The sequence below is a fragment of the Dactylosporangium sp. CS-033363 genome, from assembly GCF_050942475.1.
In the GTDB taxonomy this organism is placed as follows: Bacteria; Actinomycetota; Actinomycetes; order Mycobacteriales; family Micromonosporaceae; genus Dactylosporangium.
Genome location: NZ_CP192032.1, coordinates 958,138 through 969,729 on the forward strand (window position 1 = coordinate 958,138; position 11,592 = coordinate 969,729).

At 73.6% G+C, this 11,592-nt stretch carries 11 protein-coding genes; 7 read left to right on the forward strand and 4 right to left on the reverse strand.

Annotated features, from left to right (window positions below; all coding sequences use genetic code 11):
- Positions 1 to 1,645 precede the first annotated feature (1,645 nt).
- Positions 1,646 to 2,728, reverse strand: a complete 1,083-nt coding sequence (locus ACQPZ4_RS04485) for a DUF4349 domain-containing protein (RefSeq protein ID WP_433056401.1) — start codon at positions 2,726 to 2,728, stop codon at positions 1,646 to 1,648.
- A 107-nt stretch (positions 2,729 to 2,835) separates the two neighbouring features.
- On the opposite strand from ACQPZ4_RS04485, the gene ACQPZ4_RS04490 reads away from it, so the two are divergent.
- From ACQPZ4_RS04490 to ACQPZ4_RS04505, 4 genes are read left to right on the forward strand one after another with little or no spacing between them, the layout of a single operon-like run.
- Complete coding sequence (locus ACQPZ4_RS04490; RefSeq protein WP_433056403.1) at positions 2,836 to 3,468, forward strand: MBL fold metallo-hydrolase; 633 nt, start codon at positions 2,836 to 2,838, stop codon at positions 3,466 to 3,468.
- Positions 3,469 to 3,477: 9 nt separating this feature from the next.
- On the forward strand, positions 3,478 to 4,299 hold the full coding sequence (locus tag ACQPZ4_RS04495; protein ID WP_433056405.1) for a hypothetical protein: 822 nt from the start codon (positions 3,478 to 3,480) through the stop codon (positions 4,297 to 4,299).
- Between the two features lie 58 nt (positions 4,300 to 4,357).
- Complete coding sequence (locus tag ACQPZ4_RS04500) at positions 4,358 to 5,107, forward strand: SCO6745 family protein (RefSeq protein ID WP_433056407.1); 750 nt, start codon at positions 4,358 to 4,360, stop codon at positions 5,105 to 5,107.
- Positions 5,108 to 5,116: 9 nt separating this feature from the next.
- Entirely contained in the window at positions 5,117 to 6,022 is a 906-nt protein-coding gene (locus ACQPZ4_RS04505) for an N-acetyltransferase family protein (RefSeq protein WP_433056409.1), read from the forward strand.
- On the opposite strand, the gene ACQPZ4_RS04510 is transcribed toward ACQPZ4_RS04505, so the two are convergent.
- The gene (locus tag ACQPZ4_RS04510) at positions 6,019 to 6,474 is read right to left on the reverse strand and encodes a gamma-glutamylcyclotransferase family protein (protein ID WP_433056411.1); all 456 of its coding nucleotides are present in this window, start codon (positions 6,472 to 6,474) and stop codon (positions 6,019 to 6,021) included. The two genes, ACQPZ4_RS04505 and ACQPZ4_RS04510, sit on opposite strands and share 4 nt — an antisense overlap.
- A 164-nt stretch (positions 6,475 to 6,638) precedes the next feature.
- On the opposite strand from ACQPZ4_RS04510, the gene ACQPZ4_RS04515 reads away from it, so the two are divergent.
- A complete protein-coding gene (locus tag ACQPZ4_RS04515) occupies positions 6,639 to 8,042 on the forward strand; it encodes an NAD(P)H-quinone dehydrogenase (protein WP_433056413.1) in 1,404 nt (467 codons plus the stop codon).
- On the opposite strand, the gene ACQPZ4_RS04520 is transcribed toward ACQPZ4_RS04515, so the two are convergent.
- A complete protein-coding gene (locus ACQPZ4_RS04520; RefSeq protein ID WP_433056415.1) occupies positions 8,039 to 8,581 on the reverse strand; it encodes a 2'-5' RNA ligase family protein in 543 nt (180 codons plus the stop codon). The genes ACQPZ4_RS04515 and ACQPZ4_RS04520 overlap by 4 nt on opposite strands.
- Positions 8,554 to 9,366, reverse strand: coding sequence for an Fpg/Nei family DNA glycosylase (locus ACQPZ4_RS04525; protein WP_433056417.1), 813 nt, complete (start codon positions 9,364 to 9,366; stop codon positions 8,554 to 8,556). Before ACQPZ4_RS04525 ends, ACQPZ4_RS04520 begins: the two co-directional genes overlap by 28 nt.
- A gap of 194 nt (positions 9,367 to 9,560) precedes the next feature.
- Here ACQPZ4_RS04525 and thrS point away from each other — a divergent pair, with 194 nt between their 5' ends.
- On the forward strand, positions 9,561 to 10,784 hold the full coding sequence (gene thrS, locus ACQPZ4_RS04530) for a threonine--tRNA ligase (protein ID WP_433056419.1): 1,224 nt from the start codon (positions 9,561 to 9,563) through the stop codon (positions 10,782 to 10,784).
- Positions 10,785 to 10,918: 134 nt separating this feature from the next.
- Positions 10,919 to 11,536 carry a DUF3152 domain-containing protein gene (locus tag ACQPZ4_RS04535; protein ID WP_433056421.1) on the forward strand — a complete coding sequence of 206 codons (618 nt, stop codon included), beginning with the start codon at positions 10,919 to 10,921 and terminating at the stop codon, positions 11,534 to 11,536.
- The last annotated feature ends 56 nt before the right edge of the window (positions 11,537 to 11,592 follow it).

An 11,592-nucleotide genomic window follows, 5' to 3' on the forward strand; every position in this document is an offset into this window, starting at 1 on the left:
GCGCTCGGGCCGGTGCTCGCCATCGGGTTCCTGTGGTTCCTGGGGCGGCGGACGTGGGCGCGGTACGAGGCGTTCCCGGCCCAGACCGAGGGCGACGGGGACGGCCTGGCCCACCCGTGCTTCTGGAACGGCAAGCCGCTCGTGGGGCGGCTCCGCTCGCTGCACATCGCGTTCGCGTTCGCCACGCTGGACGCGGTCCTGCTGGCCAACCTGGTCCCGCACGGCTGGCGCGCGCCCGGGCTGGCGCTGGCCGGGCTGACCGCGCTGATCCTGGTGCTGTGCGTCGTCGCGGTGGCGGTGCGGGCGGTCGTCGACCGGGACGGCCCGGCGCCCTGGGCCCGCCCGTTCACCCGGCTGCTGAGCCATGCCGCCGTCGTACTGACCGCGCTCGTGCTCGGCTACGCGCTGCTGCCCCGGGATCCGTGGGTCGCGGGCGGGCGGTTGCCGCAGCTGGGCGGTACCGTCACCGGGCTCTTCGCGGTTCAGGTCGTGCTCATGCTGGTGCTCGGCGCCGTGGTGCTCGCCAGCCGCCCGCGCGGGACGTTCCTGCAGGGCCTGGCCGGGCCGCTCATCGCCTCGGCCGGGCTGGGCGTCGCGGTGGCGTTCTCGGCCGGCCTGGCCTACCGCGTCGCCGACTTCCTCGACCGCCGCTCGCGCCCGTCGTCGGCCGACTACGCCGGCTGGCACCCGCTGCAGCCGCCGGCCGCCTACGAGTGGGCCGCGGCCGGGTTCGTGCTGCTGCTCGTGCTCACCGTGATCGTGGCCGCGGCCGGCGCGCTGCCGGTGGTGCGGCGGCTGCGGCGGCAGGCCCGCGCGGTCACCGACGCCGACTTCCGCGGGGGACGCGCGCGCGACGCCGAGCGGGCCAGGCACCTCGACCACGCCGTCGCCGACGCGCGCGTCACCGACCACATCGGACGGATGCTGGTCTGGGTGTTCATCCCGGCCGCGCTGGCCGCCGTGGTCGCCACCGGGTTCGCGATCGCCGGGCGGCGCCCGATCGCGCTGGCCCGGTCGGGCTCGGCCGGGGCCGAGGTGCTCTCCTTCGCGGTCAACCTCGGCACGTACCTCATCGGCCTGTCCGCGGCCGCGCTGGTGCTCATCGGCGTGCTGGCCTACCGGTACCAGCGCTTCCGCAGGATCGTGGGCGTGCTGTGGGACCTGGGCACGTTCTGGCCCCGCGCGGCGCACCCGCTCGCCCCGCCCTGCTATGCCGAGCGGGTGGTGCCGGAGCTGGCCCAGCGCGCCTCCTGGCTGGCCGCGGAGCAGGGCGGCGTGATCCTCTCCGGGCACAGCCAGGGCAGCGTGCTCGTCGCCGCCACGGTGCTGCAGATGCCGCCCGAGGCGCAGGCGCGCACCGCCCTGCTGACCTACGGGTCGCCGCTGCGTCGGCTGTACGGCCGGTTCTTCCCCGCCTACCTCAGTGACCCGGTGCTGGAGCAGGTCGGCGGGGTGCTCGGCGGCCGCCGGTGGATCAACCTGTGGCGGGACACCGACCCCATCGGGGGGCCGGTGCGGACCCCGGCCGCGGCGGACCGGCGCCTCGTCGACCCGCCGGCGTTCGCCGTCCAGCCCGGCGACACCGTGTACCCCAAGGTCGACGGGCACTCGGCCTACCAACTCCGCCCCGAGTTCGGGGCGGTCGTCAGCTCTCTTGCGGCTTCGCTGGCTCGTCCTCCTTCGGAGCCACCTTCGGAGCGTCCTGCGGGGCCGGACGCTGCACCGGCGGAACCGGCTGCGCCGCCACCGGGGCGGGAATCGGAGCCGGACGCTGCACCGGCGGAGCAGGCTGTGCCGCCACCGCGGCGGGAACCGGAATCAGCGCCGGCCGCGGGCGGCGATAGCGCCTGAGGAGCCAGACCAGCAGCCAGATCGGCAGGCCGAGGAAGACCGCCCACGGCAGCAGCCAGCCCAGCACGGTCAGCGCCACCCGCAGCGAGGCCACGAACGCGTTCCAGCCGTTGCGCAGGCCGACCAGGATGCCGGTGTCCTCCTCCGAGACCACCGGCGCGTCCGGGCCGTGCAGCACGACGGTGATCGTGGACAGCGCGGTCAGCCCGTCCAGCTTGCGCTTGCGGGCCTGCAGCGACTCCAGGTCGGACTCGCGCCGGGACAGCTCCGACTCGAGCGACGTGATCTCGCCGATGGTCTGCGCCCTGGCCAGCAGCGCCCGGATGCGGTCGACGCTGGCCTGGGCGGTGGCGATCCGCGACTCCACGTCGACCACCTGGTCGGTCACGTCCTGGGCGGTGAGCTGCCGGTTCTCCTCGTCGCCGAGGTTCTTGAGCTGGTCGAGGGTGGCCTGGAACTTGTCGGCCGGCACCCGCAGGGTGAGCGTCGCGGTCGAGCTCTGCCCGTCGATCTGCCGGTTGTCCCCGCCGATGAACCCGCCCGCCCCCGTGGCGAACGCGATCGCCTGCGCGGCGGCGACGTTGACGTCCTTCACCTCGACGGTCATCGAGCCGGAGTAGATGATGGCCCGGTCGGTGGTGGACAGGTTGTCCGGCACCTTCTGCTCGCCGGGGGCCTGGGCCGGCTGCCCGCCCGAGTCGGCCGCGAAGTCGCCGGCCCCGGCCGCGTCCTCCTTCTGGGGCGCCACGGCGGGTCCAGGGCCGGCGTTGCCACTGCTCTTCGCCGAGTCGTCGGCGGACGAGCCGCACCCGCTCAGCGCGAGGACCATCGCACTGGCAGCCGCCGCGAGGATCACGGTGGTGCGCCTGACTGACATGACGCCTCCTGGGTAGGGTCCGGTGGGGGTTGTGCCGGTCCGACGCCGAGCGCGCCGCGGCCGTTCCACCCGTGCGGGTCACGTTTCTGCCACGAGGAGGTCTCCGGATGCGCATCACGAAGTACACGCACGCCTGTCTGCGGATCGAGCACAGCGGCGGGGTGCTGGTGATCGATCCCGGGGTGTTCAGCGAGCCGGAGGCCCTGGAGGGCGCCGACGCGGTGCTCATCACCCACGAGCACGTGGACCACGTCGACATCGACAAGCTGCGCGCGGCCGCGGCCCACCAGCCCGCGCTGACCGTCCACACCCACCCCGACGTCGAGGCCACGCTGACCGACCTGGACGCCGACGTCTTCCCGGTCAGCCCGGGCGACACGTTCGTCGCGGCCGGCATGACCGTGCGCGCGCACGGCGGGCAGCACGCCGTGATCCACCCCGACATCCCGCGGATCGTCAACGTCGGCTTCACCATCGACGGCCCCGACGGCCCGATCTACCACCCGGGCGACTCGTACTTCGTGCCCGACGAGCAGATCGCCACGCTGTTCGTCCCGGTGTCGGCGCCGTGGCTCCGGCTCGCCGAGGCGATCGACTTCGCCCGGGCGGTCAAGCCGGAGCGCGCCTTCGCCCTGCACGACAGCCTCTACGTGGAGGCGGGCCAGCAGATGGTCACCGGCCACATGACGCGCCTGTCCGGCACGCACTACACGCGCCTGGATCCGGGTACGACCATCTAGCTTGGTTGCATGGCAGACGCCCTCGCCGCCGTGGTGGCCCGGCTGTACTCCGCCGCGCCCGAGGACTTCATCCCGCTGCGCGGCGAGGAGGTGGCCAAGGCCCGCGCGGCCAAGGACACCGGCCTGGCCGCGGCGATCGGCAAGCTGCGCAAGCCCACCGTCGCGGCCTGGCTGGTGAACCGGGTGGCCCACGAGCGCCCGGAGCTCATCGCCGAGCTGCTGGAGCTGGCCGACGAGCTGCGGACCGCCCAGCGCGAGCTGCGCGGGGCGGACCTGCGGGAACTGTCGGTGCGCCGGCGCAGTACCGTCGCCGCCCTGGCTCGTGAAGCGGTGAAGCTGGCCGGTCGCGGCTCCGCGGGCAACCTCCCCACGGCCGAGGTCGAGGCCACCTTCGCCGCCGCGCTCGCCGACCCGGACGTGGCCGCCGAGGTGCGGGCGGGGCGGCTGACGAAGGCGCTGGAGTACACCGGCTTCGGTGAGACTCCCCGGCCCAACCTGCGCCTGGTCAAGGGCGGCGACGGCGAGGGCGGCGGCGACGACGAGCCGAGGACGGCCAAGGTGACCCCCATCCGCTCCGCGCCGGACGACAGCGAGAAGGAGCGGCGGGCCGAGGCCCGGCGGCGCGAGGAGGAGCGCAAGCGGGCCGAGGAGGAGCACGCCCGGCTGGTCAAGCAGGCCCGGCGGGAGCTGATGACCGCCCTGCAGCAGGTCGCCGACGCCGAGAACGCCAAGGCCGAGGCCGAGCGGGCGGTGGCCGCGGCCGACAAGGCGATCAAGCAGGCCGAGAAGCGGGTCAAGATCGCCCAGGACGCGCTGGCGGATCTGGGCTGACCCCGTTCCACCGTTCAGTGCCTCGCCGTGATCCATGCGGGAGGGCAGAATGACCCGGGTGACTCCCGAGCAGGCGGCCGCCGCGGCGAAGCAAGCGGTGCTGGTGTTGGGCGGCGCGTTCAGCGACGATCCCAAGACCATGCGCCGGGCCCGTCAGATCGGCCTGACCGGCTGGGCCTTCTACGTCGCCGGGCGCGGCGGCGCGCTGGGCGACGTGCGCGCCGACACCGTGGCCGCCGCCCTGGGCTTCATCGCCCCGGAGGCGGTGCAGGACGGCTGGGACGCGGCCCGCAAGGTCGCCCCGCCGGAGCAGATCGCCGCCGACAACCTCGACGAGTGCTGCCGCTGGGGCCGCGAGCACCTGGAGAGCTTCTACGCCCTGCCCAAGCTGGTCGAGCTGGCCGAGCGGGTGGTCGTCAGCGCCGAGACCGCCGGCATGCCGCTCTTCGCCGCCTGGCGGGCGATGCCGCTGCCGGACGACTCGCCCGGCGCCCGGGCGGCCGTGCTGGCCCACCTGCTGCGCGAGCACCGCGGCTCCGCCCACCTGCTCGCCATCCGGGCCAGTGGGCTGACCCCGCTGGAGGCGATCATCTCCGGCCCGGACGGCGAGGCGGAGGCGACCGCGTTCGGGTGGCAGCCGCCGTACCCCCCGTTCGAGCCCCTGGTCCGCCGGCGCAGCTGGGCCGAGGCGCTGACCGACCGCATCGCCGGCGAGGCGTTCAAGTCGCTGACCCCGGCCGAGCGCATCGAGCTGGTGAACCTCCTGGACGCCGCCGTGGTCTCGGTCAAGGAGGCCCTGCCGGGCTAAGTTGCTCGCATGGAGCTGACCGTTCGCGGGTGCTCGCTGCGGGACGTGGCCGCGATCCTGGCCATCACCCGGGCGAGCGACATCGCGTCCACCGGCGAGCCGGACTGGACCGAGGACGAGGTCGTGGCCACCCTGACCGCCCCCAACCTCGATCCCGCCACCGACACCTGGCTGGCCTTCGGGCCGGACGGGACCCCGCTGGCCTGGGCGTACGTGGACAACCCGGAGCTCGGCGAGCGGGACAACGTCGAGGTCTACGCGGTGCCGGAGGCCGGCCCGTTCGCCTTCGGCCCGCTGCTCGACCTGGCCCTGGCCCGCATCGCCGAGCGCGGGGCGGCGATCGTGCAGGCGGGGGTGGTACCGGCGGAAATCGCGTATGTCGAGGCGCTGACCGCCCGCGGCTTCGCGTTCCGCCTGCGCCGGGCCCGGATGACCAGGGCGCTGACCGGGCGGGAGCGGCCGCCCGAGGCGCGCTTCGGCATCCGGGTGGTGCGGGAGGACGACCTGCCCCGCTTCCACGAGGTCTTCCAGACCGCGTTCGCCGACCTCGCCGACCACGTGCCCATGTCCTACGCCGACTGGCGGGAGTCGCTGGCCGCGCTGCCCTCGGTGAGCTGGGACGAGTGGCTCGTGGCGGAGTCCGGCGGCGTGATCGTCGGCATCCTGCAGTCCTCGGACCAGGGCGTCGAGCGCGGCGAGGGCTGGGTGAAGAACCTGGCCGTGCTGCGCGAGCACCGCGGGACCGGGATCGGCCGCGCGCTGCTGGAGGCCGCGTTCGCCGTCTACGCCGCGAAGGGGCGCACGACGGCCGGGCTGGGGGTCGACGTCACCAACCCGACCGGGGCGTACCACCTGTACACGAGCGCCGGCCTGACCGTGGCGTTCGCCGCGGACATGTACGAGCTGACGCGCTAGGGCATCGCCGTCTTGGTCGGGCGGGCGCGCAGGTCCTCGAGGTAGTCCTCGGGGGCGCCGGCCTTGGCCGCGGCGTTCGCGATCTCGGCGAGGTACCAGGCCGTCGGCAGCCCGCCCTCGTAGCCGGCGAACACGTAGACCCAGGCGGTCTCCTCGCCGTCCAGGGTCGCCACGCGCAGGTGCAGCTTGCGGTAGGTCCCGGCGAGCGCGCCCTCGACCTCGTCGAGCTGCTTCTCGTCGTTGGGGTGCACGTCGTACAGCGCCACGAAGACCCGATCGCCCGGCGACTCGACGATCGTGGTGACCGAGCCCTCCCAGCCGAGGACGTCCTCGCCGGCGAAGGTCAGGCGCCAGCCCTCGAGCCAGCCGGTCCCGATCATCGGTGAATACGGACAGTAGGCCCGCATGCGGGCAGGGTCCAGGTTCGAGCCATACGCGGCGTAATGACGCACGGCGATGACGATAAACCCGACCGGGTGCAGGAGAGAATACTGCAGAGCGTGTCGGATTCGGATCCACTCGTCGGCGCGCCCTGGCCGTACGGGTGGGGTGAGTCGGGCGCGATTGCCGTGGCGAGGGAGAATAAGGCGATAACAGCCGAGGAGGGGTGACTGGCGTGGGCCGGATCGTGATCATCGGAGGTGGCCCGGCGGGCTACGAGGCGGCCCTGGTCGCCGCTCAGCTCGACGCCCAGGTGACCGTGATCGAGGCCGAGGGGGCCGGCGGCGCCTGCGTGCTGCACGACTGCGTGCCCTCCAAGACCTTCATCGCCAGCTCGTCGGTGGTCACCGCGCACCTGGACACGGAGGCGTTCGGGGTCATCGGCCCCGCCGGGCCGGACGTGCGGGTGGACGGCCCGGCCGTGCACCAGCGGGTCAAGCGGCTGGCCCACGCGCAGTCCGGCGACATCCACGCCAAGCTCGTGAAGGCCGGTGTGGAGTTCGTCACGGGCACGGCGCGCCTCGGCGAGGACACGCTCGGTCACACTCACGCCATTCAGGTCACGCCGGCCGACGGTGACGCTCCGTACGCGATCGCCGCCTCCACGGTGCTGATCGCCACCGGCGCGACGCCCCGGGTCCTGTCGAGCGCGGCGCCGGACGGCGAGCGGATCCTGGACTGGCGCCAGGTGTACGACCTGCCGAAGCTGCCCGAGAAGCTGATCGTGGTCGGCTCCGGTGTCACCGGTGCCGAGTTCGCCTCGGCCTACCTGGCCATGGGCGTGGACGTGACGCTGGTCTCCAGCCGCGACCGGGTCATGCCGCACGAGGACCCCGACGCCGCGATGGCGATCGAGCGGGTCTTCCGCACCCGGGGCATGACGATCCTCAACAACTCCCGCGCCGCGGCCGCCCGCCGCACGGCCGACGGGGTCGAGGTCGAGCTGGCCGACGGCCGGGTCGTCCAGGGCTCGCACGTGCTGATGTGCGTGGGTTCGGTACCGCAGACGTCGTCCCTGGGCCTGGCCGAGTACGGCGTCGAGGTGGCCAAGGGCGGCTACGTCACCGTCGACCGGGTCTCCCGCACCAATGTGCCCGGCATCTACGCGGCCGGCGACTGCACGGGTCTGCTGCCGCTGGCGAGCGTCGCGGCCATGCAGGGCCGGATCGCCATGTGGCACGCGCTCGGGGAGGCGGTCGCCCCGCTGAAGCTGCGCACGGTCGCGGCCAACGTGTTCACCGACCCGGAGCTCGCGTCGGTCGGCATCACCCAGTCCGACATCGACAGCGGCCGGGTGCCGGCCCGCGCGGTGATGCTGCCGCTGGCCGGCAACGCCCGGGCCAAGATGGACGGCCTCGACGACGGCTTCGTGAAGATCTTCTGCCGGCCGGCCTCCGGGCTGGTGGTCGGCGGGGTCGTGGTGGCGCCCAAGGCGAGCGAGCTGATCATGCCGATCGCGATGGCGGTCGAGAACCACCTCAGCGTCGACCAGCTGGCCCACACCATCACGATCTACCCGTCGATCTCGGGCTCCATCGCCGAGGCCGCGCGCCAGCTCATGCAGCACGACGAGGACTAGGGAATCTCCTGGAAGATGCCCCGGGCGTAGTCGGCGACGGCCGCCCGGGTCACCGTGGCCTCGATCGGCAGGGACTCGAGGCAGCGCCGCAGCGCGTCGGTGAGCAGCGGCCGGGGCACGCGCATGGAGACCGTGGCGTGCGGGACCCACTCGCCCGGCTCGTACAGCGGCAGCGACGCGATCCCCGCCGCCGCCAGCAGCCCGTGGATCCGGGCCTGGTGCGCGATCAGCTCCGGGGTGGGCGCCGGGCCGAGGAACACCACGCGGCCCACGAACACGCCGGTGTACTGGAAGTTCAGCCGCAACGGCGCCGCCACCTCGGTGCCGGCCAGCGCCGCGGCCACCGCTGCCGGGTCGAGCTGCCGGGCCACGCTCAGGGCCACGTGCGGGCGGTGCTGCCCGTGGTGCGGGGTGCGCAGCGACTGCACGCCCAGCTCCTCGAGCTGGTCCCAGAGCACCCGGATGCGGCGGGTGGCGCGCTCGTCGAGGTACATCTCGACCGACGCGACCATCAGCGGGCCCGCTGGCAGCGCGGGCACCAGTAGGCGTTGCGCGCGTTGAGCACTGCGGTGCGCACGGGCGTGCCGCAGACCAGGCACGGCTGGCCGGTGCGGCGGTACACGTACACCTCGCCGCCGTGCCGGTCGACCCGCGGCGCGCGGCCCATCGCCTCCGGCGTGTGTGCACTGCGGACGGTGTCGATGCGCCCCTCGGCCACGCCCGCGCGCATCAGCACGCGCAGGTCCTGCCAGATCGCCTGCCACTTCCGCCGGCTCAGCCTCGCGCCCGGCGCCGTCGGCGGCAGGCCGGCCCGGAACAGGGACTCGGTCACGTAGATGAGCCCGGCCCCGGCCACGATCGACTGGTCCATGAGCAGCGCCATGAGCGGACGCCCGGAGCCCTTGATGCTGTCGTACGCCCGGCCGCCGTCGCTGTCGTCGTCCAGCGGATCGGGCCCGAGGCGGGCGAGCAGGGCGTCGAGGCGCGGCGGGTCGAGCAGCTCGCAGGCGGCCGGCCCGCGCAGATCCAGCCAGTGCTCGCCGTTCGCCATGCGCATGCGGACTTCGCCGACCGGCGGCAGGGGCGCGCCGTCGCCGTCGGTGACCTTGCCGTACAGCCCGAGGTGCACATGCACCACCGCGCCGCCCGCGTAGTGGTGGAACAGGTGCTTGCCGCGCGCGGAGGTGTCCTCCAGCTCGCGGCCGTCGACCCGCGCGGCGTCCGCGGCGAAGCGCCCCTGCGGGCTGGCGACGGCGACCGGGCGGCCCGCGAACAGCTTGCGGTGCCGCTCGGCGAGGCGGTGGATGGTGTGACCTTCGGGCACCGGGCATTTATACCCGCACCGATCGCGCGACCGCGCGCTATTCTCGGTCCCATGAGTCGCAGCGCACTGTTCACGACGACGCCGGGAATCCCCCGGCGGCGCTGACCGACATTTTCGGAAGCTCCGGGGCGATGCGCTCCGGAGCTTTTTTGGTGCCCGCGGTGTGTCGCTCCGGTCGATCGACAGGAGAAGCCATGCAGGACCACCGCAGGCTCGGCCGCGAGCTCGAGCTGTTCCACTCCGACCCGCTCGTCGGCGCCGGGCTGCCGATCTGGCTGCCGAAGGGTGCCGCCGCCCGGCGCGCCGTCGAGGACTACCTGCTCGACCTGGAACGCCGGCACGGCTATCAGCACGTGTACTCCCCGCCGCTCGCCAAGGCCGAGATGTACTACAGATCCGGGCACCTCCCGCACTACGCGGACGACATGTTCCCGCCGATGGAATTGGATGCGGACAACGCGTTCGTGCTGCGGCCGAGCCTCTGCCCGCACCACGCCGCGGTGTTCGCCGCGCGCGGCCGCTCCTATCGCGAGCTGCCGCTGCGCGTCGGGGAGATCGGCGGGCAGTACCGGGCCGAGCGCTCGGGCGTGCTCGGCGGCCTGTCCCGGGTGCGGGCGATCTCGCTCAACGACGGGCACGTCTTCTGCGCCGACGACCAGGTCGAGGCCGAGGTGCTCGCGGCGCTGGAGGTGATGCGGGAGGCGCACCGGGCGCTGGGCTTCGCGCCGGCGTCGTGGCGGCTGTCGCTGCGCGGGGACGGGCCGAAGTACGTCGACGACCCGCCGATGTGGGAGCGCGCGACCGCGGTGCTGCGCGGTGCGCTGGAGGCCGCCGGCGTGGACTACGTCGAGGCGGCGAACGAGGCCGCGTTCTACGGCCCGAAGATCGACATTCAGCTGCTCGACCACGCGGGCCGGGAGAGCACCCTGGCCACCGTCCAGGTGGACTACTTCATGCCGCAGCGGTTCGAGCTGTCCTATGTGGACTCCGACGGGGCCCGGAAGCGGCCGGTGATGGTGCACCGCAGCGCCGCCGGCAGCATGGAGCGGCTCTTCGCGCACCTGATCGAGGTGCACGACGGCGCCTTTCCGGCCTGGTTCGCGCCGGTCCAGCTGGAGATCGTGCCGGTCGGCGACGCGGACGTGCGCGGGTTCGCCGGCCGCGCCCGCGCGCTCGGGCTGCGCGTCGAGGAGTCGTACGACGGCAGCCTGGCCACCCGCATCCGCGACGCCTCCCAGCGCCGGGTCCCGTTCGTGGCGGTGCTCGGGGCCAAGGAGATCGCGGCCGGGACCGTCTCGCTGCGCTCCCGGGACGGCTCGGTCGCGGTGCATCCGGTCGATGACGCTCTGGCGTTTCTGGAAAACGCCTGTGCGGCGCCTAAACACGACGAGGCATTGGCGCCGTCTGTGTCCATGTGAACGTCCTTCGCACGGTTGGTGCGGGGCTCGCGGTGCTCACCCTGGCCGCCTGCTCCGCACCCGCCGCCACCTCTTCCCCCGCACGACAAGAGCCATCCGCTTCGCCCAGCGCCGTGGAGGCGGCCCGCGGCCCCGTGAACGCACCGGTTCCCCAGATCGACTACCCGAAGGAGGGCGGCGGCAGCTATGAGGTCGCCGCGGCCGGAGGTCCTGTCATCGGTACCGCCGGTCAGCTGCTCACCTACCGCATCGCCGTCGAGCGCGACATCACGGGCATCTCGGCCGCCGCGTTCGCCGAGTCGGTCGAGGCCGTCTTCGCCGATCCGCGCAGCTGGCCCGGCACCGGCAAGTGGCGGCTGCGCCGGGCCGGGGCCGGGGACCGCTACGACTTCACGATCTACCTGGCCACCCCGGCGACCCGGGACAAGCTGTGCGCGAGCTCGTTCGACCGGTACACCAGCTGCCGCAACGGCAACAGCGTGGTGGTCAACGTGGCCCGCTGGGCGCACGGGGTGCCGGACTACGGGGCGGACCTGGTGACCTACCGGCAGTACGTGATCAATCACGAGACCGGGCACCGCCTGTACCACGGCCACGAGCTGTGCCCCGGCCCCGGCAAGCCCGCGCCGGTCATGCAGCAGCAGACGCTCGGCCTGCACGGGTGCGTGGCCAACGCCTGGCCGATCGTGGACGGGAAGGCATATTCCGGGCGCTCCGGGCAGTACGACGACCCGACTCCGCGCGACCCGTAAACGTAGCGGCGGTCGTCCCTCGTCTACGCAGGTGGAACCACCGCCGCTGGAGGGGT

What these genes read in the sequence shown, in the direction of transcription:
- ACQPZ4_RS04505 (WP_433056409.1), top strand. Translation starts at nt 5,117, where the DNA reads ATGGAGCTGACCGTTCGCGGGTGCTCGCTGCGGGACGTGGCCGCGATC.
- ACQPZ4_RS04495 (WP_433056405.1), top strand. Translation starts at nt 3,478, where the DNA reads ATGGCAGACGCCCTCGCCGCCGTGGTGGCCCGGCTGTACTCCGCCGCG.
- ACQPZ4_RS04485 (WP_433056401.1), bottom strand. Translation starts at nt 2,728, where the DNA reads ATGTCAGTCAGGCGCACCACCGTGATCCTCGCGGCGGCTGCCAGTGCG.
- thrS (WP_433056419.1), top strand. Translation starts at nt 9,561, where the DNA reads ATGCAGGACCACCGCAGGCTCGGCCGCGAGCTCGAGCTGTTCCACTCC.
- ACQPZ4_RS04490 (WP_433056403.1), top strand. Translation starts at nt 2,836, where the DNA reads ATGCGCATCACGAAGTACACGCACGCCTGTCTGCGGATCGAGCACAGC.